Source organism: Rathayibacter sp. VKM Ac-2928, assembly GCF_022815545.1.
Taxonomy (GTDB): domain Bacteria; phylum Actinomycetota; class Actinomycetes; order Actinomycetales; family Microbacteriaceae; genus Rathayibacter; species Rathayibacter festucae.
Window position 1 is genome coordinate 460388 of record NZ_JALGRU010000001.1, and the last position, 24387, is coordinate 484774.

Sequence of the window (24387 nt, forward strand, 5' to 3'; positions counted from 1 at the left end):
CCGCCCAGCCCGTGCTCGTCGTCGACTTCGGCGCCCAGTACGCGCAGCTGATCGCGCGGCGCGTCCGCGAGGCGAACGTGTACTCCGAGATCGTTCCGTCCGGCACGACGGCCGCGGAGATCGCCGCCAAGTCGCCGGTCGGGATCATCCTGTCCGGCGGTCCCTCGAGCGTCTACGAGGAGGGGGCGCCGCAGCTCGACCCCGCCATCTTCGACCTCGGCATCCCCGTGCTGGGCATCTGCTACGGCTTCCAGGTGATGGCCAAGACGCTCGGCGGCGAGGTCGCGAACACGGGCCTGCGCGAGTACGGCGCGACCGACGCGTCCGTCACGGCCGACGGCGGCGTGCTCCTCGGCGACCAGCCCGTCGACCAGACGGTGTGGATGAGCCACGGCGACCAGGTCTCGAAGGCGCCTGCCGGCTTCGACGTGCTCGCCTCGACCGGCTCGACCGCCGTCGCCGCGTTCGGCAGCGACGAGCGCCGCCTCTACGGCGTGCAGTGGCACCCCGAGGTCAAGCACTCCGCGCACGGCCAGGCCGTCATCGAGAACTTCCTGCACCGCGCCGCCGGCATCCCCGCCGACTGGAACTCCTCCAACGTCATCGACGACCAGGTCGCGCTGATCCGCGAGCAGGTCGGCACCGGCCGCGTCATCTGCGGCCTGTCCGGTGGCGTCGACTCCGCCGTCGCCGCCGCGATCGTCCACCGTGCGGTCGGCGACCAGCTGGTCTGCGTCTTCGTCGACCACGGCCTGCTGCGCAAGGACGAGCGCCGCCAGGTCGAGGAGGACTACGTCGCCGCCACGGGTGTGCGCCTGGTGACGGTCGACGCGCGCGAGCAGTTCCTCGACGCGCTCGCCGGCGTCAGCGATCCCGAGCAGAAGCGCAAGATCATCGGCCGCGAGTTCATCCGCACCTTCGAGGGCGCCGCCGAGGCGCTCGTGCTCGAGGCGCAGGGCGAGGGCACCTCGATCGACTTCCTCGTGCAGGGCACGCTCTACCCCGACGTCGTCGAGTCGGGCGGCGGCACGGGCACCGCGAACATCAAGTCCCACCACAACGTCGGCGGCCTCCCCGAGGACCTGCAGTTCGCGCTCGTCGAGCCGCTGCGGACCCTCTTCAAGGACGAGGTCCGCGCCATCGGCCGCGAGCTCGGGCTGCCCGAGGCGATCGTCGGCCGCCAGCCGTTCCCCGGCCCCGGCCTCGGCATCCGCATCGTCGGCGAGGTCACCCAGGAGCGGCTCGACCTGCTCCAGGAGGCCGACGCGATCGTCCGCGCCGAGCTCACCGCCGCCGGGCTCGACGGCGAGATCTGGCAGTGCCCGGTCGTGCTGCTCGCCGACGTCCGCTCCGTCGGCGTCCAGGGCGACGGTCGCACCTACGGCCACCCGATCGTGCTGCGCCCCGTCTCCTCCGAGGACGCGATGACGGCCGACTGGACGCGCCTGCCCTACGACCTGCTCGCCCGCATCTCCAACCGCATCACCAACGAGGTGAGCGGCGTGAACCGCGTGGTCCTCGACGTGACCTCGAAGCCGCCAGGCACCATCGAATGGGAGTAGCCGCGACCGCGGTCTGAGAACGGGCCTCCTGCGGGGGGCCCGTTCCTCGTCGTGCTCGGGTGGTCCGATGAGCAGGTGATCCCGGCGCGAGAGCGCGCTCACCCGCGTCGGACGTGAGCGGGCGGCCGGATCGCCTGCGAATCGGACGGGGGCAGGCGGGGCGGGCGGGTCAGACGGGGGTGTCGAGGACGCCGACGAAGCGGGTGCCGATGCCGTCGTACTCGTCGCGGCGGTGACCCTCGGGGTGGTGCGGCCACGCGTCGGGGGAGTGGTCCTCGCAGACGAGGAAGCTGAAGTCGGGCCACCACTTCTTCGGGCGGGCCGACTCGGAGCAACCGCAGACGGCGCAGTCCAGGGTCACCCAGACCGGGCGCTTCCCGGTGCGGTTCTCGCGCGACTGGGCGAGCCAGGCGGGCGGATCCTGCTCCAGGGCGACGAGCTCCTCCTCGGAGAGGCGCGTGGGCAGCCCGTGCCGCGTCGCCATCTCGACGGGGATGTCGAGGCGCTGAGCGGCTTCGCGTCGCGTGATCATCGGATCACCCTAGCCGAGCGCCGGGCGGGCGGCCCGGGTGCGCGGCCGGAGCGAGGCCCGCGCGACCAGCCACTCCAGCGGCCCCTGGCCGACGAAGCGGCGCCAGAGCAGGGCGCCGAACACCGCGACGACCGTGAAGGACGCGAGCAGCGTCCAGCTCTGCCAGGCGGCGAAGTCGAAGGGCTCGTAGGGGATCAGGTAGACCGCCAGCGCGACGAGCTGCACGGAGTAGACCGTGAGCGGCATGGACCCCACCGCGGCGAGCGGCGCGGTGACCGCACGGACGACGGCGAGGCGCGCGGCGAGCGCGGTGAGCGCTCCGATCGCGACGGCCGCGACACCGCCGGCGCCGACGATCTCGGCGGTGGTGCTCGAGTGCGCCTCGACGCTCTCCGGCCCGCCGAGGGCGAGGCCGACACCGTAGCCGAGGACCGCGGCGATCGCGCCGCCGATCACGAGCCAGCGCTGCGTCGTGGCCGAGCGGATGTCGCAGCGCGCGATCAGCAGCCCGAGCATCGCGTAGGCGAGCCAGGAGGGCACGGGATAGTACTGCGTCAGCCAGGTGAGCGGCATCCGCGCGAGCAGGGCGTCCTCGGGGGACAGCGTCGTGATCCAGTCGTTCCCGGCGGTGACGATCCGGTCGACGAGCAGGGGGCCGCCGACGGCGGAGACGGCGGCGAGGGCCGCGAGCACCGCCCGCGGCAGGAACATCAGCAGCGCCGCGACGACGAACATCAGGCCGTAGTGCGGCAGGATCACCGCGATCGGCGTGCCGAGCAGAGTCAGACCGACCCCGATGACGAGGAGGTAGAGGCCGCGCAGGAGGATCGACGCGGTGTCCAGGAACGGCCGGGTCGACCGCGTCGCCCCGCCGGACATCAGGCCGATCGAGACGCCCGCGAGGACGGCGAAGAGGACGGCGCTGCGGCCGTCCCAGATCATCTCGCGCTCGGTGGGGGCGAGGTGCGCCGCGAACATCCCGAGCACGGCGAGACCGCGGGCCACGTCGAGGCCGACGATGCGGGTCGAAGCGGCGGCCATCATTCCTCCATCGTCTCAAAAGCGGCGGGCGGGGCTGCGCGGCCCGGCCGCAGAACGACGAACGGGCGCCCGACCGTGAGGTCGAGCGCCCGTCGGGCCGGTCCGGATCGCTCCGGAGAGGACGTGACTACTGGCGGAAGATCGAGATCAGGCGCAGCAGCTCGAGGTACATCCAGACGACGGTGACGAGGATGCCGTAGGCGCCCGTCCAGCCGTAGATGCGAGGGGCGCCGTTGCGGACGCCCTGCTGGATGAACTCGAAGTCCATCACGAGGGAGTAGGTGGCGAGCGCGATGGCGATGAGGCCGATCACGATGCCGATGAAGCCGGTGCGGAGACCGAAGCCGCCGCCGACGCCGAACAGGCCGAGGCCGAGGTTGACCAGCGAGAAGACCGCGTAGCTGATCATCCCGATGAAGAAGATCTTGTTCAGCTTCGGCGAGGTGCGGATCTTGCCGTTCATGAACAGCGCCAGGGTGACGCCGATCACGACGACGGTCGCGAGCAGGGCCTGGACGACCGCGCCCTCGTAGGCGCTCTCGAAGAAGCGCGAGATCGCGCCGACTCCGATGCCCTGGGTCGCCGCGTAGCCGAGGATCAGGGCCGGCGACGGCACCTTCTTGAAGGCGTTGACGATGCCGAGGACCAGCGCGATGAGCACGGCCGGCAGCATCAGCCCGGGGACGAACCAGCCCACCGCGGCACCCGCGAGGAGCACGACGAAGGCGAGTGCCGTCTTCGCGAGGGTGTCCTCGACGGTCATCCGGTTGGTGTCGGCCGAGCCCGCGGCCGGACGGTTGTACATCTGGTCGAGCGTGCCGGGCGACACGTCCGGGACGTCCTGCACGCGGCCGGCGTAGCCCCGGTTGCTGAACTCCGGACGACCGAACGCCGGGTTGTTGCTTGCCATGGTTCCTCTTCTCTCAGGTGCGCTCGACGGTGACGGACGGATCCGTCGGGACTCGCGGAGCTGAGTCGCTGTGACTGCGGGATCCACCGGCTGCCCTCTCGGGCCGCAGGCGGTAGGTCCACAGTATCTGAGAACATCTCTCAGAGTCTGGCTATTCCCTTCGCGGGAGCCCCGGTTCCGCCCGGAGTCACCTGCCGCCGCCCGTAGGATCGCCGCATGCCGACCCGTCCCGTCCCGCTCGTCATCGGCCACCGCGGGGCCAGCGGCTACCGCCCGGAGCACACCAGATCGGCCTACGAGCTGGCGATCGCGCTCGGCGCCGACGCCGTCGAGCCGGATCTCGTCGCCTCGCGCGACGGGGTGCTGGTGCTCCGGCACGAGAACGAGATCTCCGGCACGACTGACGTGGAACGTCGCCCCGAGTTCGCGCAGCGCCGCACGACGAAGCGCGTCGACGGCAAGGAGATCACGGGCTGGTTCACCGAGGACTTCACCTGGGCCGAGCTGTCGACGCTCCGCGCGCGGGAGCGGCTGCCGGCCGTCCGCGCCTCGAGCGCCACCTTCGACGGGCAGTTCCCGATCCTGCGCTTCCGCGATCTCCTCGCCCTGCTCGACCGGGCGGGGGAGGAGTCGCCCCCGTCGCCGCCGGGGCTCGTCGCCGAGATCAAGCACGCCACGTACTTCGATGCGCTGGGTCTGCCGCTGGACGTCCTCCTCGAGCAGGAGCTGGCCGCGGCGGGCTGGGCGCGCACCGATCCGCGGCTGACGATCGAGAGCTTCGAGAAGACCGTCCTCGAGCGCCTCGCGGTCCGCGGGGTGGGCACTCGGCGCGTCTACCTGATCGAGTCCCGCGGCACCCCGCCCGATCTCGTCGCCGCCCACGGCTCCCGGGCGACGCCCTACGCCGACTTCGTCACCCCCGCGGGCCTGCGCGGTCTCGCCGGAACGGTGGACGGCGTCAGCGTGGACAAGAGCATGCTCTTCGGGCGGGACGGCGCCGGGCGGGCCGTGGGGACGAACTCGCTGGTCGCCGACGCGCACGCGGTCGGGCTGCAGGTCTACACGTGGACGCTGCGCGCCGAGAACCGCTTCCTGGAGAAGGTGCACCGGATCGGCAAGGAGCCGGAGGCGTACGGCGCCTGGCAGGACGAGTTCCGCGCGATTCTGCGCACCGGGATCGACGGCGTGTTCGCGGACCAGCCGGACCTGGCGATCGAGGCGCGCGCCGCCGAGGACGACGCCTGGGCGGGGTCCGCCGGCTGATCCCGAGCGCGCGGCCCGGCGAGTGCGCAGGCGACCGGGAGCCTCCGCTGGCATCATCGGGCCGACGACCCCGCCGCCCGGCGCCCCCGCCGGTGCCGACCGACCCCGCCCCGCGCATCCCGAGAGGAGCCCGACCGTGAAGACCCGCGCCCGCATCACCCGCCGCTGGATCGTGTTCGCCGTGCTCGCCGCGCTCGGGGTCGCCGTGGTCTACGGGCTCGCCGTGCTCACCCCGCAGGGGCAGGCGGCCGAGAACTCCGGGCTGCGTGGCGCGGACCTGGTCTTCGGCCGGGCCACCGGCACCGCGGCGGGTGCGCTCGCCGACGTCACCCCGGTGTCGATGATCGGCGGTGCGCTGCTGGTCGCGGCGATCGCGCTGATCCGCCGGCGTCCGGCGCTGGCGCTCGCCTCCGTCGGCTCGATCGTGGTCACGGCCGGGCTGACGCAGCTGCTGAAGAACGTGGTGCTCGAGCGGCCGCTGCTCGTGGAGACCGACTCCTGGTACACCGGCGGCAGCTTCCCGAGCGGGCACACCGCGGCGGCGGTGTCGGTGGTCTTCGCGCTGGCGATGGTCGTCCCGGGGCGCGGGCGCACGGTCGTGCTGGCGATCGGCGGCGCCGTGGTGGTGCTGGTCGGGAATCTGACGATGGCCGCCTCCTGGCACCGCGCGAGCGATGTGCTGGGCGCCGATCTGGTCGGTCTCGCCTCCGCTTCCCTGGCCTGCGCCTGGCTGTCGACGCGGGCGCAGGTGTGGCGGGCGCCGCGGAAGCCGCCGCGCCGGGCGGTGCTGCGGGTACTGCTGGTCTGCTCGATCGTGCTCGTGCTGACGCTCGGGGCGCTCGCCGTGCAGGGCATCCAGTACTACCCGGACGACACGAAGGACCTCACGGCGTTCGTGCTGCTGCAGGTGCTCGCGGTGGCGACCTCCACCGTCGCGGTGGTCGGCTTCGCGCTGGCCTGGCGCGGACTCGACATCGGTGGGCCGCTCACCACGCCCGCGCGGCGGTCGCGCGCCGCCTGATCGGAGCCCGACCGTGCGGCGTCCCGCGGCGGGGTGTCGGAGGCGCGATCTACACTCGGAGGGACATGAGCCTCCTCTTCGATCCGAGCGATTCCCGCGCCACCCCGGTCATCGTCGGCGCGCCCGGCGGGCCCTCCGGCGACTCCGCGCGCACCGACCCCGAGCACGAGCGCCTCGTCGCGGGACTCAACCCGCAGCAGCGCGAGGCGGTCGAGTACCGCGGCGACGCGCTGCTCATCGTCGCGGGCGCCGGGTCCGGCAAGACCAGCGTGCTGACGCGGCGCATCGCGAGCCTGCTCGGCAGTGGCGAGGCCTGGCCCAGCCAGATCCTCGCGATCACCTTCACCAACAAGGCGGCCGCCGAGATGCGCGAGCGCGTCGAGAAGATCGTCGGCCAGGCGGCCGAGGGGATGTGGATCTCGACGTTCCACTCCGCCTGCGTGCGGATCCTGCGGCGCGAGGCCGAGAACTTCGGGATGACCTCGTCGTTCACGATCTACGACTCGGGTGACCAGCGGGCGCTGCTCAAGCGGATCGTGAAGGACCTCGAGGCGGACTCGCTCGGCATCACGGTCGCGAGCGCCTCGTCGAAGATCTCCAAGCTCAAGAACGAGCTCGCCGACGTCGACTCCTACGCGCGGACGGCGAACATGAGCGACCCGAACGAGGAGATGTTCCTCCAGGTCTTCCGCGCCTACTCGCGCGCGCTCGAGAGTGCGAACGCCTTCGACTTCGACGACCTGATCGCGCAGACGGTCTACCTCTTCCGCGCGTTCCCGCACGTCGCGGCGAAGTACCAGCGCCGCTTCCGGCACGTGATGGTCGACGAGTACCAGGACACGAACCACGCGCAGTACTCGCTGATCCACGAGCTGACCCGGGCCGTGCCGCCGGCCACGATCGCGGCGGCCGCCTTCGACCGGCCCTACCGCGGCCCGGTGACGGCCGACGGCTCGATCCCCGGCGCCTCGCTCACCGTGGTCGGCGACTCGGACCAGTCGATCTACGCGTTCCGCGGGGCGGACATCCGCAACATCGTCGAGTTCGAGCGCGACTTCCCCGGCTGCCGGGTGATCCTGCTCGAGCAGAACTACCGCTCCACCCAGAACATCCTCTCGGCCGCGAACGCCGTCATCTCGAACAACTTCGACCGCCGTGCGAAGAACCTCTGGTCGGCCAGCGGCGAGGGCGAGAAGATCATCGGCTACACCGGGTACTCCGGCCACGACGAGGCGCAGTTCGTCGTCGACGAGATCGCCCGGATCCACGCGGCCGGCACCGGCTACGACGAGATCGCGGTGTTCTACCGCACCAACGCGCAGACCCGCGCGCTGGAGGAGATCTTCATCCGCTCCGCCCTGCCCTACCGGATCCTCGGCGGCACCAAGTTCTACGAGCGCGCCGAGATCAAGGACGCGCTCGCGTACCTGATCACGGTCGCGAACCCGGCCGACGTGCTGGCGCTGCGGCGGATCATGAACACGCCCAAGCGCGGCATCGGCCCGGCGACGGAGGCGCAGCTGCAGTCCTTCGCGGACACCAACGCGGTGACCCTGCGCGAGGCGATGCGCAACGCCGGGTCGCTGGGCATGGGGCCGAAGGTGACGAAGGCGATCGTCGACCTCGCGACGCTGCTCGACGAGTGCGCCCTGATGCTCGACCCGGGGCGGCCCGAGGGCGAGGCGAAGGTGCACGAGGTGCTGTCGGCGCTGCTCTCCCGCAGCGGGTACATCGACATGCTCCGCGCCAGCCGCGACCCGCAGGACGAGGCGCGCGCCGAGAACGTCGACGAGCTGATCGCCGTGACGAAGGAGTTCGCGCGGAACAACCCCGACGGCGGCCTGGTCGACTTCCTGACCGAGGTGTCGCTGGTCGCCGCGGCGGACGACCTGGACGACGACTCCGGGACCGTGTCGCTGATGACCCTGCACACCGCGAAGGGGCTCGAGTACGACGCGGTGTTCCTCACCGGCATCGAGGAGGACCTGCTCCCGCACCGCATCTCGGCGAACGAGCCGGGCGGCCCGGCGGAGGAGCGGCGGCTGTTCTACGTGGGCATCACCCGCGCGCGCAAGCGGCTCTACCTCTCGCTCGCGATGACCCGCGCGCAGTACGGCGAGACCTCGGTCGCGATGCCCAGCCGGTTCCTCCAGGAGATCCCGGCCGAGCTGATCGAGTGGCGCCAGTCGCCGGGGGCGGCGACCTCTCGCGGCGGCACCCAGCCGCGGGCGCTGAACGCGCAGCGGCCCGGGTTCGGCCGCTCGAAGTCGAACACCGAGTTCCGCCAGGCGCTCGCCGCGGCGCCGAAGGCGAAGGGCGAGTTCCCCAACCGGATCACCGGGATGGTGCGCGACAACGGCGACCTCGAGCTGATCGCGGGCGACCGCATCCGGCACACCGACTTCGGCGAGGGCCGCGTGAACGCGGTCACCGGCGAGGGCAGCAAGCGGGTCGCGCACGTGCTCTTCGACCAGGTCGGCGCCAAGAAGCTGCTGATCAAGGTCGCGCCCATCGAGAAGATCTGAGCCGGTCGGAATGCCCCGTGCCGGTCGACGAGTCGTGAGCCGCTTCAGGGGCCCTGCGGCCGACACCGCGACGAGCGGACGCGGGCCGCTCGCGGCGCGGGTGGCGACGGAGGCGTTCGCGCCGCCGGTGCTGGCGATGGTCGTCCCGCTCATCGTGGGCGCGCGGGTCGCGGACCCGCCGCTGCTCGGCGTGGCCTGGGGAGCACTCGCGGCGCTGTTCGTGGGCGTGCTGCCGTACCTCGTGGTGCGGCTGCTGATGCGCGCGGGGCGGATCCGCGGCGATCACCACGTGCCGGACCGCCGCGAGCGGGCCCTGCCGATCGGGCTCGCGCTGGTCTCGATCGTGGTCGGGCTCGTGCTGCTCGCCGTGCTCGGCGCGCCGGCCGAGGTGACGACGTTCGGGGTGGTGACGGTGGCGGTGCTCACGGTGATCGGGATCGTCAACCTCGGCTGGAAGCTGTCGGGCCATGCGGCGGTCGTCGCGACCTGCGCGGTGGTGGTGCTGATCGCCTACGGCCCGTGGTCGCTGCTGATCACCGTGCCGATCGCGCTCTGGACCGGCTGGTCGCGCGTACGCCTCGGCGCGCACACTCCCGCTCAGGTGATCGCGGGCGCCCTGGTCGGCGCCGTGCTCGCCTCGCTGGTCTGGTCGCTCCTGAGCTGACCCCCGCCGCGAGATGCCACTTGTGCACGCTCGACACGGCGTGTCGCCTGCACAAGTGGCATCTCGCGGCGGGGGAGGGGGTTACTTGTCGCAGGCGATGCCGTCGCCGTCGCGGTCGAGGTCGTACTCGTCGGGGCCGACGACCGTGACCGGGCCCTGGATGTAGACCGGGCCGTTGCCGGAGCCCGCGGCGCAGTCGCCGTCGGAGGCGATGGGGACGCACTCGCCGGCGTAGCTGGGGTGGCAGCCGGCGTCGGCTGCCGCGGCGACCGGGGCGGGGGCCGGGGCCAGCGTGCCGACGCGGGTGACGTCGTCGACAGCGGCTGTGGTGACCGCCTCCGACAGCTGCGCGCGGGAGACCTCGACGCCGTCGTGCTTGACGACCTCGAAGGTGCGGGTGAGCACGCCGTCGACGCCCGCCACGACGGTGCTCGTGCCCTGCGCGGCGCTCGGGTCGTCCTCGGTGCGCGAGGAGCGGGCGATAGGAGCGGTCTCGGTGACCGTCTCGGTCGTGACCACGACGATCGGGGTGGGCGTCGGGGTCGGAGTGGGAGCCGGGGTCGCGGTGCGGGTCGGAGCGGCGGCGGGCGACGCCGAGCTCTCGGGTCCGGAGGCGACGGCCGGGTCGTCCGTGGGCGCCGGGGCCGCTGTCGACCCGAACGCCGACAGGCCGACGATCAGGGCGAGCATCGCCGCCGTTCCGGCGTACGCCGACGAACGACGACGGCGGGGGAGCCCGAGCCAGGTCGGCCGGCGCAGGAGCACACCGTAGGCGGCCGTGACGAGAACGACGAGGGCGATCACGACGAGGGCCGCCCCGGGGCCGCCCGTCAGCCAGCCGACCAGTGCGAAGAAGAGGGTGACGCCGCCGACGACCCACTGCAGCGGAGTGAGGCGGAGGCGGGTGAGCCGCAGCGATCCCGCCCGCAGCGGCCGGCGCCCGGACGGGCTGCGGTCCGGGGAGGCGGGGGCGGCGGGAACGCTGTCCTGCGGCCGGCCCCCGGACCGGAGGAGGGCGGGCAGGGCGGCCGCCCGTCGGCGGACGGCGGACTGCGGATCGGCGGAGCGGGCGTTCCGGCGGGCGCGACCCGGCAGATCGGGCGGGAGGTGCGGGTGGCGGGGGCTCATCGTCGTTTCTTCCTGGTGGCGCGGCGGGACGCCTCAGCATGCCCCACGCGCGCCCCTCCCCGTGTCCCCCTTACAGGGCAGACTCTGCACAGCGCTCCCAAGCTCACCTCTTCGCGAGATGCCACTTATGAGCGCGACACGCCGTGAGAGGTGTGCACTAGTGGCATCTCGCGGAGGGGACGCAGGGGTCAGGAGTACTGGGCGACGAGCTCGCGCTTCAGGATCTTGCCGCTCGGGCCGAGGGGGAGAGCGTCGACGAGCTCGATGCGGCGGGGGAACTTGAAGGCCGCGAGGTGCTCGTTCGCGTAGGCGATCAGCTCCTCCGCGGTCGCCGTCGCCGAGGGCAGCAGCACGACGGCCGCCATGATCTCCTGGCCGTGCTTCTCGTCGGGGACGCCGAAGACAGCGGCGTTGGCCACGGCGGAGTGCCCGATCAGGACCTCCTCGACCTCGCGCGGGTACACGTTGTAGCCGTTGCGGATGATCATGTCCTTGGTCCGGTCGAGGATGCGGATGTAGTCCTCGTCGTCCTTGGTGCCGAGGTCGCCGGTGCGGAACCAGCCGTCGACGACCGCGGCGGCCGAGGCCTCGGGGTTGCCGAGGTAGCCCTTCATCAGGTTGTGGCCGCGGACCACGATCTCGCCCAGCTCGCCGCGGGGGAGCAGCTCGATCCGGTCGGCGACCTCGGCGCGGGCGACCTCGACGTCCACGCCCCAGATCGGCGTGCCGACGGTGCCTGCGCGCGGCGGGACGCCGACGTGGTTGAAGGTCGCGACAGGGGAGGTCTCGGTCAGGCCGTATCCCTCGTAGATCTCGACGCCGAACACCTCGCGGAACCGCTCGATCACCGCGACGGGCAGGGCTGCTCCGCCGGAGACCGCGTAGCGCAGCGGCGGGCGGTCCTCACGGCGGGTCGCGGCGTCGAGCAGTGCGACGTACATCGTCGGCACGCCCTCGAACACGGTGCACTCGTGCGCGATCATCGCCTCGAGCGCGGCGTCGCCGTCGAACTTGGGCACGAGCACGACGGTCGCGGCGGTGCGGAACGCGGTGTTCATCGCGCAGACCTGGCCGAAGGTGTGGAAGAGCGGCAACGCGCCCAGCACGACGTCGCCCTGATGCAGGTCGAAGGTGTTCATCAGGAGCACGTCGGACTGCGAGACGATCGCGAAGTGCGTGCCCTCGGCTCCCTTGGGCCGGCCGGTGGTGCCGCTGGTGTAGAGGATCGTCGCGGTGTCGAACGGCGAGCGCGGCACGTAGGTGTCGACCGGCGTCGCGTCGGCGGCGAGGTCCTCGAGGCGGGGGAAGGGGCTCTCGGTGCCGTCGGGCACCAGCACGCTCAGCACGGGGACGTCGGCCAGGGCCGCTCCGGCGGCGCCCTCGGCCAGCAGCGGAGCCGCGCAGATCAGCGCGGTCGCTCCGGAGTCGCGCAGCACGTAGGCGATCTCGTCGTGCTTGAGCAGCGCGTGCACGGGCACCACGACGGCGCCCAGGGCGAGCACGGCGAAGTAGCCGCGCGGGAAGTCGGGGACGTTGGGGATCAGCAGGGCGACCCGGTCGCCGGGGCCGATGCCCCGCGCGCGGAGAGCTCCGGCGTAGGCGCGGGTCTGCTCCCAGAGGCTCCCGTAGTCGATCGCCTGCGGGCCGACCCGGACCGCGATCGTCGCCGGCGTCCGTCGGGCCGCCTCCGCCAGGATCGCCGCGACCGAGACGCTGCCGAACCCGGCCGTGGGCGGGGGTGCGGCGGGTGCCTCGGTGGTGCGCGGTTCGGTGATGCTCATCGGGGCTCCAGTCGTCGTTGACCGCCGCGGCGCGTTCGCCGGGTGCTTCACGGTAGATCCGCCGGGGGCGCCGTTCAAGCGCTGCGCATCGGATGCTCAGCGTGCCCTCCCTCTGCGGCAGCGCGGCGGCAGGCTGGTGGTGGTCGTCGGCGAGGGAGCGGATCCCGCCGGAGACAAGGGCCTGCAGCCGAGCACGGCCGCCCGTACAGTCGAGGCGACGACGGAGGAGGCGCTCATGCGCGGCGAGGCGACGCTCTACACCGAGACGATCGCGACGGCGCCGTTCGCGCTGGCCGTGATCGCGGAGGCGACCGGCTCGCGGGTGGTCGGCGCGCGCACGGCGGATGCGCACGTCCCGCTCTACAGCGGCCCGACCAGCGCGCGGGTCTCGGTCGCGGGCTTCGGCGACAGCGTGCCGATCAGCGTCGACGTCCGCGACGAGCGCGGGCAGGACGAGGCGCGGGCCGCCGCGCAGGCGCTCGGGCTGGAGCTCGCCGCCTACGCGGGCTGGACGATCACGGCCGGCTTCTGAGGCTCCGGTCGGACTCCGCGCGCACCCGGGCCAGGAAGAACCGGCTCGGCGCCGTGCGCACCGCGGTCGGCAGGACGCGGTAGACGGCGAAGGTGCGGGCGAGCGCCCGGTCGAACCGCGCCTGCTGCCGCGCGCTCCAGCGGAAGCCGAACGGCGCGCGGAGCTCCGGTGGCAGGAGGCCCGCCGTCATCAGCCGCAGGTAGGGGCCGACCGGTCGCAGCCACCAGGCGGCGATCCCGCCGTCGAGCAGGTCGTGCGCGACCCGGCGCGCGGCGGGCGTGACCTCGAGCCGGGCGAGCTCCCGCTCCCAGTAGGCGTCGAAGGCCGCCCGGGAGTCGGGCCAGAGCTCCTCGGGCATCTGCAGCGCCGTGCCGACGACGCGGGAGCGGTGCACGATCTCGTCCGCCTCCTCGCGGCCGAGCGGGCCGAAGGCGCCCTCGTGGAGCTGGAGCATCGACTGGGTGATCGTCGCGGCGACCCAGCGCTGGAGCTCCGGATCGAACGCGGTGTAGCCGGGGCCGCGGACCGGCGCATGCGCGCGGTTCACCCGGCGCTGGACGGAGCGGACGTCCTCGCGGCTGCCGAACTGCAGGGCGTAGAGGTAGGAGAGGGTGCCGAACAGCCGGCCGAGCGCGCGGTGGACGAAGTCGGAGTGCTCGGCGACGCCGGCGCCGACCGCGGGGTGCGCGATCTGCAGGAGGATGGCGCGCGCGCCCGCGACGAGGAAGACGCCCTCGCGGAAGACGTCGCGGTCGGCGGGTGCTCGCAGGGGCATCCCTCCACGGTACGCGGGGCAGGTCCCTCCACACGCGGCGATCCGGTGGTCCCTCCACAGTCCGCCGCTGCGCGCCCCGCGGCGCAGGAACGCCTCGCGGGGTCCGGAGTAGAGTTGGCGCGGCCCAGGAAGAGTGCCGACACAGAACCGTGCCGAGACTCCGGACAGCGCAGCGGACCACCAGCGCGGATCCGGACAGCACGGACCGCCGGCGCCGTGGGCCGACCTCGGACTCGGAACGCAAGCGCGCTCGGCGCGGAATGGGAATGCAGCGTGGATCTCTTCGAATACCAGGCCCGTGATCTGTTCGAGAAGTACGGCGTGCCCGTGCTCCCCGGCATCATCGCCGACACGCCGGAGGAGGTGCGCGCCGCGGCGGAGAAGCTGGGCGGCGTCACCGTCGTCAAGGCGCAGGTCAAGATCGGCGGCCGCGGCAAGGCGGGCGGCGTGAAGGTCGCGAAGACCGCGGACGACGCGTTCGAGGCGGCGAAGTCGATCCTCGGCCTGGACATCAAGGGCCACGTCGTCAAGCGCGTCATGGTCGCCGGTGGCGCCCGCATCGACCGCGAGTTCTACTTCTCGGTCCTGCTCGACCGGGCGAACCGCTCCTACCTCTCGCTCACCTCCTACGAGGGCGGCATGGAGATCGAGCAGCTCGCCGTCGAGCGCCCCGAGGCTCTCGCGCGCGTCGAGGTCGTCCCCGGCCAGGGCATCGACCAGGCCAAGGCCGAGGAGATCGCCCGCGCGGCGAAGTTCCCGGAGGAGCTGATCGCCAAGGTCGCCCCCGTGCTCGTCAAGCTCTACGACGTCTACACCGGCGAGGACGCGACGCTCGTCGAGGTCAACCCGCTCGTGCTCACCGAGGAGGGCGACATCGTCGCGCTCGACGGCAAGGTCTCGATCGACGAGAACGCCGGCTTCCGCCACCCCGAGCACGCCGCGCTGGAGGACAAGGACGCGGCCGACCCGCTCGAGGCCAAGGCCAAGGAGAACGACCTCAACTACGTGAAGCTCGACGGCGAGGTCGGCATCATCGGCAACGGCGCGGGCCTGGTCATGTCCACGCTCGACGTCGTCGCCTACGCCGGCGAGAAGCACAAGGGCGTGAAGCCCGCCAACTTCCTCGACATCGGCGGCGGAGCCTCCGCCCAGGTGATGGCGAACGGCCTCGACGTGATCCTCGGCGACGAGCAGGTCAAGAGCGTCTTCGTCAACGTCTTCGGCGGCATCACCGCCTGCGACGCGGTCGCCAACGGCATCCTGCAGGCCCTCGAGATCCTCGGCGACTCGGCGACCAAGCCGCTCGTCGTGCGCCTCGACGGCAACAAGGTGGAGGAGGGCCGCGCGATCCTCGAGGCCGCCGCCAACCCGCTCATCACCCTGGCCGCGACGATGGACGAGGGCGCCGACAAGGCCGCCGCACTCGCCGCCGCATAACGACCCCCTCGACTCAAGGAATCAGAGAACAAGCATGTCGATCTTCCTCAACAAGGACTCCAAGGTCATCGTCCAGGGCATCACCGGCGGCGAGGGCACCAAGCACACCGCGCTGATGCTCAAGGCCGGCACGAACGTCGTCGGCGGCGTCAACGCCCGCAAGGCCGGCACGACCGTCACCCACGGCGACGTCGAGCTCCCGGTCTTCGGCACCGTCAAGGAGGCCATCGAGGCCACCGGCGCCGACGTCTCGATCGCGTTCGTCCCGCCCGCCTTCTCGAAGGACGCCGTCATCGAGGCGATCGACGCCGAGATCGGCCTCCTCGTCGTCATCACCGAGGGCATCCCGGTGCAGGACTCGGCCGAGTTCTGGGCCTACGCGCAGGAGAAGGGCAACAAGACGCGGATCATCGGCCCGAACTGCCCCGGCATCATCACGCCGGGCGAGTCGCTCGTGGGCATCACCCCCGCGACGATTACCGGCAAGGGCCCGATCGGCCTCGTCTCCAAGTCGGGCACGCTGACCTATCAGATGATGTACGAGCTGCGCGATCTGGGCTTCTCGACCGCCATCGGCATCGGCGGCGACCCGATCATCGGCACCACGCACATCGACGCCCTCGCGGCGTTCGAGGCGGACCCCGAGACCAAGGCGATCGTGATGATCGGCGAGATCGGCGGCGACGCCGAGGAGCGCGCGGCCGACTTCATCAAGGCGAACGTCACCAAGCCGGTCGTCGGCTACGTCGCGGGCTTCACGGCTCCCGAGGGCAAGACCATGGGCCACGCCGGCGCCATCGTCTCCGGCTCCGCGGGCACCGCGCAGGCGAAGAAGGAGGCCCTCGAGGCCGCCGGAGTCCGCGTGGGCAAGACGCCCTCCGAGACGGCCGACCTGCTCCGCGAGGTCTACGCCGCGCTGTAGCGCACCACCGTCCCGCGCGCCGCGGGACGCGATCGGACGGGATCCTCTGCCTCGGCAGGGGGTCCCGTCGGTCGTTCGGGCCCCCGGCGGCGGTAGCGTGCAGGGGTGACCCGCCGCCTCGGACTCGACTTCCTGACCTTCGTCCCCTACCCGGAGGGCCCCGAGCAGCCGGGCGACGCGGCGCGCAGCCTCGAGGACGGCCTCGCGCTCTTCGAGCTCGCGGAGGAGCTCGGCTACGACACCGGCTGGGTGCGGGTGCGGCACTTCGAGCGCTTCCTCGCCTCGCCGATGACCTTCTTCGCCGCCGCCTCGCAGCGCACCCGGCGCCTGCGCCTCGGCACCGCCGTGATCGGCGCGCGCTACGAGTCGCCCGTCCGCCTCGCCGAGGACGCGGCCACGGTGGACCTGCTCTCCGGCGGCCGGCTCGACCTCGGCGTCAGCAGCGGCTTCGCGCACCTCGCCTCGGTCTTCGACGGCGTCTTCGGCCAGGCCGACCGCGAGTTCCGCGCCGAGGCGCAGGAGCGGATCGAGCGCCTGCGCGACGCGCTCTCGGGCTCGGTGCTCGGCATCGCGGAGTCCGCGCTGATGTCGGTGCCGGTCGGCGATCCGCTCGTGCAGCAGCCGCACGCGCCCGGTCTGGCCGACCGGCTCTGGTACGGCGCCGGCACCACCGCCTCCGCGGTCCGCGCAGGGGAGCAGGGCATGCACCTCCAGGTCTCCACGCTCAACACGGAGGAGACCGGGCTGTCGTTCGCGGAGCAGCAGGCCGCGCAGATCCGCGCCTACCGCGAGACGTTCGCCGCCGCCCACCCCGGACGCACCTCGCGGGTCACGGCGGGGCGCATCGTGCTGCCGCTGACCGGCCCCGCGGACGAGGAGGCGCACCGCCCCTTCATCGAGGGCTACCTCGCGCGGATGGACGACGACGGCCGGCCGCGCACCGCCGACCGCTCGATCATCGCGGCGCCGATGCGCTTCAGCCCGCTGCACCTCGGCACGGCCGACGAGATCGTCGCGTCGCTTTCAGCCGACCCCGCGCTGGCGGAGGCGGACTCGCTCACGATCACGCTGCCCGCGGTCGGCGGGGTCGAGTCGCACCGGCGGATCCTGCGGACGATCGCCGCGGAGATCGCGCCGCGGCTGGGCTGGACGCCCGCCGCCTAGCTGCGGCGCAGCAGGAGCAGCGAGAGCGGACGCTGGGCGATCAGCAGCAGCAGCCACCAGAGTCCGACCGAGGGCACGAGCAGTGCGAGCGCGAGGGCGAGCACGAGAAGGGCGAACGGGACGACGGCGGGGGCCAGCCGGACCGGCCCGGCGCCCTCCCGCAGCAGGTGCGGCCGGCGCCGCAGCCGCAGCTCGATCAGCAGCAGCGCCCCGCTGACCACGACCATCGTGCCGATGTAGAGGCCGATCGTCGCGCGCGAGTCGGGCAGCAGGGCGATGGCGCTCGTCGAGAACGGGAAGAACGCGATCGCGACCAGCCAGAGCAGATCGAGCCAGACCAGCCCCGCGTCGTAGTCGCCGGCCAGCTCGAAGACCCGGTGGTGCGGCATCCAGAACACCGCGATCAGCGTGAAGGAGAGCGCGAAGGCGAGCACCGAGTCGAGGTGCCGGCCGAGGACCTCGCCCACGCCGCCGCCGTCGCGGCCGATCTCGGGGGCGAGCTCGACCAGCGGGAGCACCAGGATCGTGATCGCGATGGCGACGGTCGCGTCGGAGAAGTTGACCAGCCGGTCGAGGCCCCGCTCCGTGCGGGTGGGCCGGTGCCGCTCCGGCGGGTGACCGCGGTGCACCAGGCGCTCGATCGGGCCGGAGAGCAGCAGCAGCAGGAGCGCGAACATGTTGACGCTCGGGAGGGTGACGGCGAGCACGAGCGCGGCGGCCAGCAGCGCGATCACGATCAGCGAGCGCGAGAGCGAGCGGAGCGGGTCCGTGCCGGGCACGAGGAGGGCGGGGTCCCGGCGCAGGATCAGCTGCATCGCCAGGGTCGCGGTGCTCGCGACGATCATGGTGCCGATGTAGAGCGCGAACACGCTCGGGTCGGTGGTGAAGACGTTCGACAGCAGATTCGCCGCGAACGGCAGCAGCACGATCGCCGCGAGCCAGACGAAGTTCACCGCGACCAGCGCGGGGGAGTAGCGGGCCACGCCCTCGAAGACCGCGTGGTGCACCAGCCACAGGCGCCCGATCACGGCGAAGGTGATGAAGAACGCCGAGAGCGTGCCGTAGTGGCCGCCGAGCAGCGCGCCGAGGTCGGTCGCGCCGCCCTCCTCGACGACGTCGACGAGGGGGAGCACGAGGAACGTGATCGCGATGGCCACCGTCGCGTCGGTGAAATTCACCAGGCGGTCGAGTCCGCGCTCGGTGCGGGAGGCGCTGGTCGTCACGGCTCGACCCTAGGGGACGGCTGCTCTGGTGACGCAGGTGGATCTCGAGACGCCCGCTGCGCGGGCTGCTCGATCAGCATGAGCGGGCCGTCCGGCGCGCGTCGATCAGCACGGCCCGGCAATGTGCATGCTGGTCGAGTAGCCCCGGAGGGGCGTATCGAGACCCCGCATCGTCAGCGGGGCTTCCGGCCTCGGTCCGGGGCGTCGCTGGACGGTGCCGGGCGGGGCCGCCGATAGGCTCGACAGGCTCATGAACCGGATCACCGTCGCACTCCTCGCCGCCTTCGACGCCGCGCTCTCGGCGCTGATCGGCCTCGCGATCCCGCTCGTGCCGCTGACGATCCTCTGGGCCGTCCAGTACGACACGGCGGTCGACTGGAGCGTCTTCTGGCGCGTCGCCGCTGACGCCTGGCTGCTCGGCCACGGCGCCGATCTGCAGGCCGCCTTCGCCCCCGACTCCCCGCTGGCGCTCGGGCTGCCGGACGGCGGGCAGTCGTTCGCGATCACTCTCGCCCCACTGGCGTTCGCGCTCCTCGCCATCCTGCTCGGCGCTCGCACGGGCCGTCGCGCGCAGGAGTCGCCCTACCGCCTCCTCGGCATCGGCTCCGCGATCGCCACCTACCTCCTCGTCGCGCTGCTGGTCACCCTCGGCGCGACCACCGACGTCGCCCGGATCGACGTCCTGCAGGGCACGCTGCTCCCGCCGCTCGTCTTCGGCCTCGGCGTGCTGATCGGAGCCGCGACCCACTCGGCCAGGAGCGGCGAGCGCGACCCGATCGGCGAGTTCGCCGACCGGACGCTGCACCGCCTGCCCGAGCCGGCCGCGCCGCTCGTCCTCGCCTCGCTCCGCGGCGGGACGCTCGCGGCGGCCGGCGTGATCGGAGTCGCCGGCGTGCTCGTCGCGGTGCTGCTGGTCGCCGACTACGCCGCCGTCGTCGCGCTCTACGAGGGTCTCGGCGGGGAGGCGCTCGGCGGCCTCGCCCTGACGCTCGGGCAGCTGGCGATCCTCCCGAACCTGGTGATCTGGGCGGCGAGCTGGCTGATCGGACCGGGCTTCGCCCTCGGCGTCGGCTCGTCCGTCGCACCCGCCGGGACCCTCCTCGGCCCGATCCCCTCGATCCCCGTGCTCGCGGCGCTGCCGCAGGGCGAGCTCGCCTTCGCCTTCCTCGGTCTGCTGGTGCCGCTGCTCGCGGGCTTCCTCGCCGGCTGGCGGATGCGCGCGGAGGTCGTCGACGGGCTCGACGGCCGGTCGCTGCTGCGCTGGGGTGCGGCCGCGGCGGGCGGCATCGGCGTGGTCGGCGGTCTGCTGCTCGGGCTGCTCGCCTGGTTCTCGGCGGGAGCGGCCGGGCCGGGGCGCCTCGTCCAGGTCGGGCCCGACCCGCTGCTCGTCGGGGCGCTCGCGGCGCTCGAGCTGGCGCTCGCCGCGGGTCTCGGACTGGCAGCCGGCCGCATCCGCCGCGGCTGAGCGCCGGGCCCGACCGCCGGTGGTCGCCGCGGAGGCGTCCCCCTAGACTTGCGCAGTGCTGAAGTTGGTCGTCCTCATCTCCGGCGGTGGCTCCAATCTCCGCGCGCTGCTCGAGGCGACGCGCGACGACCGCTTCCCCGCCCGCGTCGTGGCGGTCGGCAGCGACACCGACGCCGACGGCCTGCGCCACGCCGAGGCGCACGACGTCCCCTCTTTCACCGTGACGCCCGGCGCCTTCGCCTCCCGCGACGCCTGGGGCGCGGAGCTGCTCGCGCAGATCCAGGGCTGGCAGCCCGACCTCGTCGTCTGCGCCGGCTTCATGCGGATCCTCCCGCCCGTCGTCGTCGACGCGCTCAGCCCGCGGATGATCAACACGCACCCCGCCCTGCTGCCGCTGTATCCCGGTGCGCACGCCGTCCGCGACGCCCTCGCCGCAGGCGCCACCGAGACCGGAGTGACGGTGCACGTCATCGACACCGGCGTCGACACCGGCCCGGTCATCGCCCAGGAGAGCCTCGCCGTGCTCCCCGGCGAGAGCGAGCACGAGCTGCACGAGCGCATCAAGACCATCGAGCGTCGCCTGCTGGTGCAGACGGTGCTCGACATCGCCCACGGAACCGTCGATCTCGAGGAGCTCGCCCGCGCATGAGCATCACCGCACACGATCCCAGCAGCTACGACGACCGCGACGTCGTCCCCGTCCGCCGGGCGCTGATCTCGGTCAGCGACAAGACCGGACTGCTCGAGCTCGCCTCGGCGCTGGCCGGCGCCGGCGTCGAGCTGGTCTCCACCGGCTCGACCGCCGCGACCATCCGCGACGCAGGCCACTCCGTCACCGACGTCGCGGCCGTGACCGGCTTCCCCGAGTCGCTCGACGGCCGGGTGAAGACCCTGCACCCCGGCGTGCACGCGGGCATCCTCGCGGACGTGCGCCTCGCCTCGCACCGCGAGCAGCTCGAGCAGCTCGAGATCGCGCCGTTCGAGCTCGTCGTCGTGAACCTCTACCCGTTCCGCGAGACCGTCGCCGGCGGCGCCGACGCGCCGACCGTGGTCGAGAACATCGACATCGGCGGCCCCGCGCTCGTCCGCGCCTCGGCGAAGAACCACGCGAACGTGGCGATCGTCGTCGATCCGGCCGACTACGCCGGCGTCGTCGCCGCGCTCGGCACCGGCGGCACGACCCTCGCCGCTCGGCGCACTCTCGCCGCGCGCGCCTTCGCGCACACCGCCTCGTACGACTCCGCCGTCGCCGCCTGGTTCGCCGGGCAGGAGGCGGATGGCGAGTCCGAGTTCCCCGGCTCGGTCGAGATCCGCGGCACCCGGCAGCAGGTGCTCCGCTACGGCGAGAACTCGCACCAGAAGGCCGCGCTCTACGTCTCGCCCGACGGCACCGGCATCGCCCAGGCGCGCCAGCTGCACGGCAAGGAGATGTCGTACAACAACTTCGTCGACGCCGACGCGGCCGTCCGCGCGGCCTACGACTTCGTCCTCCCCGCCGTTGCGATCATCAAGCACGCCAACCCGTGCGGCATCGCGATCGCCGGCGCGAAGGCCATCGACCCGATCGCGTCCGCGCACCGCCGCGCCCACGAGTGCGACCCGGTGTCGGCCTTCGGCGGCGTCATCGCCGCGAACCGGACCGTCACCCTCGCCATGGCCGAGACGGTGAAGGAGATCTTCACCGAGGTCCTCGTCGCCCCCGGCTTCGAGCCCGAGGCGCTCGAGGTGCTGAAGACCAAGAAGAACCTGCGCCTGCTGCAGCTGCCCGACTTCTACGCCCCGGTCGAGACCGAGTTCAAGCAGATCTCCGGCGGGATCCTGCTGCAGCAGCCGGACCGCTTCGTCGGCGGCCCCGGCGAGGTCAGCTCCGGCTGGGAGCTCGTCGCCGGCGAGCCCGCCGACGCGGACACGATGCTCGACCTCGAGTTCGCCTGGAAGGCCTGCCGCGCCGTCAAGTCGAACGCGATCCTGCTCGCCAAGGGCGGTGCCTCCGTCGGCGTCGGCATGGGCCAGGTCAACCGCGTCGACTCCTGCCACCTCGCCGTCTCCCGCGCCGGCGACCGCGCCCCCGGCTCCGTCGCCGCCTCCGACGCGTTCTTCCCCTTCGCCGACGGCCTCGAGGTCCTCCTCGCCGCCGGCGTCAAGGCCGTCGTCCAGCCCGGCGGCTCCGTCCGCGACCCCGAGGTCATCGAGGCCGCGAAGCGCGCCGGCGTCACCATGTACACGACGGGGGAGCGGCACTTCTTCCACTGAGCGCCGCAGGCGCTCAGTGGGCGCCTTCTTCCACGCCGCTCCCTGCGCGGCGTGGCGCGGTCGGCCTCCTGGGGTGGTGCGTTCCGCAGAGCGGGTCGCGTCGGCCGCCGCGGGAATCGCTTGGCACGCGATCCCCGCACGCGGCCTCTCCCTTCGGGAGTCGGGGTCTGCCCGCTCCACTCCTCAGAAGTTGTCGTAGTCGAGCGTCGAGTCCGACAACATCTGCGGACTCGGGGTGCGTGCCCGGCGCCGCGCCGCCACTCTCCAAAATTTGCGGTAGTGGCATGCGACTACCGCAACTTCCGCGGAGTCGGTGGCCTCCGAGCGCGGACGGGTCCCTCCGCTCTCCAGAAGTTGTCGTAGGCGACCGTCGAGTACGACAACTTTTGCGGACTCGGGGAGCGAGCCCGGCGCCGCGCACCCACTCTCCAGAAGTTGCGGTAGCGGGGCGCGACTACCGCAACTTCTGCGGAGTCGGCGGCTTCCGAGCGCGGAGGAGCCGCTCCGCTCTCCAAAAGTTGTCGTAGTGGGGCGTCGGGTACGACGACTTCTGCGCACTGGCGGCGCGAGGCGGGCGGGCGGCTTCATTCCGTAGAAGTTGCGGTAGTGGGGTGCGAGTACCGCGACTTCCGCGGAGTCGGTGTCCGGCGAGGGCGGGCCGGGTGCTCCATCCGCCGGAAGTCGCGGTAGTGGGGTGCGAGTACCGCGACTTCTGCGGAGTGGCGGGGGAGCCGGGCGGGCGCGGCCCGGCCCGCGGCTCTCAGATGGCTGCAAGGGTCTGGGCAGGGGGCGCAGGGGTGCGGGCGCGTAGGGTCTCCGGGTGCCCTCCGACTCGACGCTGAACGCGCCCACCGCCCCGACCGCCGCCACCGCTCCGACCGTGAGGCGGCGCCTGCTGACGGCGCTCGTCGCCGCGGCGGCCACGGCGGTCGCGGCCCACCTCGCCAACCTGCTCGCCTTCTTCATCGGCAACCAGCTGGCGCCGACGTCGATCCCGCAGGTCAACGCCTACTTCCTGCTCTCGAGCGTGCTCGCCTTCGTGGTGGTGCTCGTCCTCGCCGCGGCCGGGCTGCTCGCCCGCGCCTGGACGGCCGCGATCGCCGGGCTCGTCGCGGGGATCGTCGGCGCCGTCTTCGGCACCCTCGTGCAGGCCAGCGCGACGGGCGAGCCGATCACCGGCGAGGTCTGGTTCTCCATCGTGCAGACCTTCGGCGGGCTCAACCTCGTCTTCCTGCTCGCCTTCGTGATCGCCGCCGCGACCCTCGGCCACCGCATCGCCGTCGCCTCGACGCACGCCAGGTCCGCGAAGTCCTCGGCCACCGCCGCCCGCCCGGAGCGCCGCATCGCGCTCATCCGGCAGCCCGCGGACGACCTCGACGCCGGCGAGCTCACCCACCTCGAGCGCGTCCCCGTCGACCGGGTGAAGGCGCTGCAGCAGTGGGAGGAGTACGTCGATGCGCTCGAGGAGGCCGGCTGGGAGACCGTCCAAGTCGCCACGGCGCCCGAGCTGCCCGACTCCGTCTTCCTCGAGGACGCGCTGCTCGTCGTCGACGGGCACGCGGTCCTCACCCGCCCGGGTGCCGAGTCGCGCCGCGGCGAGGTCGACGGCGCGGAGGAGGCGGCCCGCGCCCTCGACCTGATCGTGCACCGGATCGAGGCGCCCGGCACCCTGGAGGGCGGCGACGTCCTCCGCATCGGCTCGACCGTCTACGTCGGCCGCGGTGGCCGCACCAACGCCGAGGGCGTCGCGCAGCTGCGGGTCCTGCTCCGTCCGCTCGGCCTGAGGGTCGTCGCGGTCCCGCTCACCCGCGCCCTGCACCTCAAGAGCGCCGTCACCGCGCTGCCGGACGGCACCGTGATCGGCTGGGAGTCCGTCGTCGACGAGCCGCGGCTCTTCCCCTCCTTCCTGCCGATGCCGGAGGAGGGCGGCGCCCACGTGGTCGTGCTCGGCCCGGACACGCTGCTGATGGCGGCGTCCGCGCCGCGGAGCGCGGAGCTGCTCCGCGAGCTCGGCTACCGCGTCGTGGCGGTCGACATCTCGGAGTTCGAGAAGCTCGAGGGCTGCGTGACCTGTCTGTCGGTGCGGGTGCGCTGACCGCCTCGGCGGCGCTCGCGCGGGCACTCGACGGGGCCGGTCGTGGTGGAGAAGACGACCCGGCGATCCGCGCCCGCGGTCGCCGTGCGGTGGA

At 72.8% G+C, this 24387-nt stretch carries 20 protein-coding genes; 13 read left to right on the top strand and 7 right to left on the bottom strand.

What is annotated here, in order from left to right:
- The first annotated feature begins 11 nt into the window (after positions 1-11).
- On the top strand, positions 12-1562 hold the full coding sequence (gene guaA, locus MT350_RS02235; protein ID WP_208110562.1) for a glutamine-hydrolyzing GMP synthase: 1551 nt from the start codon (positions 12-14) through the stop codon (positions 1560-1562).
- Between the two features lie 169 nt (positions 1563-1731).
- Here the strand turns inward: guaA and MT350_RS02240 are convergent, their stop codons facing one another.
- From MT350_RS02240 to MT350_RS02250, 3 genes are all read right to left on the bottom strand, one after another.
- A complete protein-coding gene (locus MT350_RS02240) occupies positions 1732-2094 on the bottom strand; it encodes a hypothetical protein (protein WP_243600577.1) in 363 nt (120 codons plus the stop codon).
- A gap of 9 nt (positions 2095-2103) precedes the next feature.
- Complete coding sequence (locus MT350_RS02245; protein ID WP_243615326.1) at positions 2104-3138, bottom strand: DUF418 domain-containing protein; 1035 nt, start codon at positions 3136-3138, stop codon at positions 2104-2106.
- A 124-nt stretch (positions 3139-3262) separates the two neighbouring features.
- On the bottom strand, positions 3263-4045 hold the full coding sequence (locus MT350_RS02250) for a Bax inhibitor-1/YccA family protein (RefSeq protein WP_243600579.1): 783 nt from the start codon (positions 4043-4045) through the stop codon (positions 3263-3265).
- Between the two features lie 216 nt (positions 4046-4261).
- Here MT350_RS02250 and MT350_RS02255 point away from each other — a divergent pair, with 216 nt between their 5' ends.
- The 4 genes from MT350_RS02255 (at position 4262) to MT350_RS20340 (ending at position 9518) form a co-directional block, all read left to right on the top strand.
- Positions 4262-5308 (top strand): glycerophosphodiester phosphodiesterase family protein, encoded by a 1047-nt coding sequence (locus MT350_RS02255; RefSeq protein ID WP_243600580.1) that lies wholly within the window; start codon positions 4262-4264, stop codon positions 5306-5308.
- A gap of 136 nt (positions 5309-5444) precedes the next feature.
- Positions 5445-6329, top strand: a complete 885-nt coding sequence (locus MT350_RS02260; protein WP_243615327.1) for a phosphatase PAP2 family protein — start codon at positions 5445-5447, stop codon at positions 6327-6329.
- A gap of 65 nt (positions 6330-6394) precedes the next feature.
- Positions 6395-8854, top strand: a complete 2460-nt coding sequence (locus tag MT350_RS02265) for an ATP-dependent helicase (protein ID WP_123735062.1) — start codon at positions 6395-6397, stop codon at positions 8852-8854.
- A 34-nt stretch (positions 8855-8888) separates the two neighbouring features.
- The gene (locus MT350_RS20340; protein WP_243600582.1) at positions 8889-9518 is read left to right on the top strand and encodes a phosphatase PAP2 family protein; all 630 of its coding nucleotides are present in this window, start codon (positions 8889-8891) and stop codon (positions 9516-9518) included.
- An 81-nt stretch (positions 9519-9599) separates the two neighbouring features.
- Here the strand turns inward: MT350_RS20340 and MT350_RS02275 are convergent, their stop codons facing one another.
- Positions 9600-10646 (bottom strand): G5 domain-containing protein, encoded by a 1047-nt coding sequence (locus MT350_RS02275; protein WP_243615328.1) that lies wholly within the window; start codon positions 10644-10646, stop codon positions 9600-9602.
- A gap of 188 nt (positions 10647-10834) precedes the next feature.
- Complete coding sequence (locus MT350_RS02280; protein WP_243600584.1) at positions 10835-12427, bottom strand: long-chain fatty acid--CoA ligase; 1593 nt, start codon at positions 12425-12427, stop codon at positions 10835-10837.
- Between the two features lie 139 nt (positions 12428-12566).
- On the opposite strand from MT350_RS02280, the gene MT350_RS02285 reads away from it, so the two are divergent.
- Positions 12567-12959: a hypothetical protein gene (locus MT350_RS02285; RefSeq protein ID WP_243615329.1), complete on the top strand. Its 393-nt coding sequence runs from the start codon at positions 12567-12569 to the stop codon at positions 12957-12959.
- Here MT350_RS02285 and MT350_RS02290 read toward each other — a convergent pair.
- A complete protein-coding gene (locus MT350_RS02290) occupies positions 12943-13734 on the bottom strand; it encodes an oxygenase MpaB family protein (RefSeq protein ID WP_243600586.1) in 792 nt (263 codons plus the stop codon). The two genes, MT350_RS02285 and MT350_RS02290, sit on opposite strands and share 17 nt — an antisense overlap.
- 273 nt (positions 13735-14007) lie before the next feature.
- Between MT350_RS02290 and sucC the strand changes: the two genes are divergently transcribed.
- The 3 genes from sucC (at position 14008) to MT350_RS02305 (ending at position 17257) form a co-directional block, all read left to right on the top strand.
- Positions 14008-15171 carry an ADP-forming succinate--CoA ligase subunit beta gene (sucC, locus tag MT350_RS02295; protein ID WP_123702180.1) on the top strand — a complete coding sequence of 388 codons (1164 nt, stop codon included), beginning with the start codon at positions 14008-14010 and terminating at the stop codon, positions 15169-15171.
- Positions 15172-15205: 34 nt separating this feature from the next.
- The gene (gene sucD / locus MT350_RS02300) at positions 15206-16093 is read left to right on the top strand and encodes a succinate--CoA ligase subunit alpha (protein ID WP_123445113.1); all 888 of its coding nucleotides are present in this window, start codon (positions 15206-15208) and stop codon (positions 16091-16093) included.
- A 105-nt stretch (positions 16094-16198) separates the two neighbouring features.
- On the top strand, positions 16199-17257 hold the full coding sequence (locus MT350_RS02305; RefSeq protein WP_243600587.1) for an LLM class flavin-dependent oxidoreductase: 1059 nt from the start codon (positions 16199-16201) through the stop codon (positions 17255-17257).
- On the opposite strand, the gene MT350_RS02310 is transcribed toward MT350_RS02305, so the two are convergent.
- A complete protein-coding gene (locus tag MT350_RS02310; protein ID WP_243600588.1) occupies positions 17254-18480 on the bottom strand; it encodes a TMEM175 family protein in 1227 nt (408 codons plus the stop codon). The two genes, MT350_RS02305 and MT350_RS02310, sit on opposite strands and share 4 nt — an antisense overlap.
- Before the next feature lie 250 nt (positions 18481-18730).
- Between MT350_RS02310 and MT350_RS02315 the strand changes: the two genes are divergently transcribed.
- The 4 genes from MT350_RS02315 (at position 18731) to ddaH (ending at position 24293) form a co-directional block, all read left to right on the top strand.
- Positions 18731-19945 carry a DUF6350 family protein gene (locus tag MT350_RS02315; protein WP_243600589.1) on the top strand — a complete coding sequence of 405 codons (1215 nt, stop codon included), beginning with the start codon at positions 18731-18733 and terminating at the stop codon, positions 19943-19945.
- A 55-nt stretch (positions 19946-20000) separates the two neighbouring features.
- Positions 20001-20594 carry a phosphoribosylglycinamide formyltransferase gene (purN, locus tag MT350_RS02320; RefSeq protein ID WP_243600590.1) on the top strand — a complete coding sequence of 198 codons (594 nt, stop codon included), beginning with the start codon at positions 20001-20003 and terminating at the stop codon, positions 20592-20594.
- Positions 20591-22198, top strand: a complete 1608-nt coding sequence (gene purH, locus MT350_RS02325; RefSeq protein ID WP_243615330.1) for a bifunctional phosphoribosylaminoimidazolecarboxamide formyltransferase/IMP cyclohydrolase — start codon at positions 20591-20593, stop codon at positions 22196-22198. The genes purN and purH overlap by 4 nt, the downstream gene beginning before the upstream one ends.
- Before the next feature lie 820 nt (positions 22199-23018).
- Complete coding sequence (gene ddaH, locus MT350_RS02330) at positions 23019-24293, top strand: dimethylargininase (protein WP_308197436.1); 1275 nt, start codon at positions 23019-23021, stop codon at positions 24291-24293.
- Positions 24294-24387 lie beyond the last annotated feature (94 nt).

Excerpts from the sequence above, each read along its gene's own strand:
- MT350_RS02250 (WP_243600579.1), bottom strand. The coding sequence starts at position 4,045 with ATGGCAAGCAACAACCCGGCGTTCGGTCGTCCGGAGTTCAGCAACCGG.
- purH (WP_243615330.1), top strand. The coding sequence starts at position 20,591 with ATGAGCATCACCGCACACGATCCCAGCAGCTACGACGACCGCGACGTC.
- MT350_RS02290 (WP_243600586.1), bottom strand. The coding sequence starts at position 13,734 with ATGCCCCTGCGAGCACCCGCCGACCGCGACGTCTTCCGCGAGGGCGTC.
- MT350_RS02265 (WP_123735062.1), top strand. The coding sequence starts at position 6,395 with ATGAGCCTCCTCTTCGATCCGAGCGATTCCCGCGCCACCCCGGTCATC.
- MT350_RS02280 (WP_243600584.1), bottom strand. The coding sequence starts at position 12,427 with ATGAGCATCACCGAACCGCGCACCACCGAGGCACCCGCCGCACCCCCG.
- MT350_RS02255 (WP_243600580.1), top strand. The coding sequence starts at position 4,262 with ATGCCGACCCGTCCCGTCCCGCTCGTCATCGGCCACCGCGGGGCCAGC.
- MT350_RS02315 (WP_243600589.1), top strand. The coding sequence starts at position 18,731 with ATGAACCGGATCACCGTCGCACTCCTCGCCGCCTTCGACGCCGCGCTC.
- MT350_RS02240 (WP_243600577.1), bottom strand. The coding sequence starts at position 2,094 with ATGATCACGCGACGCGAAGCCGCTCAGCGCCTCGACATCCCCGTCGAG.
- MT350_RS02275 (WP_243615328.1), bottom strand. The coding sequence starts at position 10,646 with ATGAGCCCCCGCCACCCGCACCTCCCGCCCGATCTGCCGGGTCGCGCC.
- sucD (WP_123445113.1), top strand. The coding sequence starts at position 15,206 with ATGTCGATCTTCCTCAACAAGGACTCCAAGGTCATCGTCCAGGGCATC.
- MT350_RS02245 (WP_243615326.1), bottom strand. The coding sequence starts at position 3,138 with ATGATGGCCGCCGCTTCGACCCGCATCGTCGGCCTCGACGTGGCCCGC.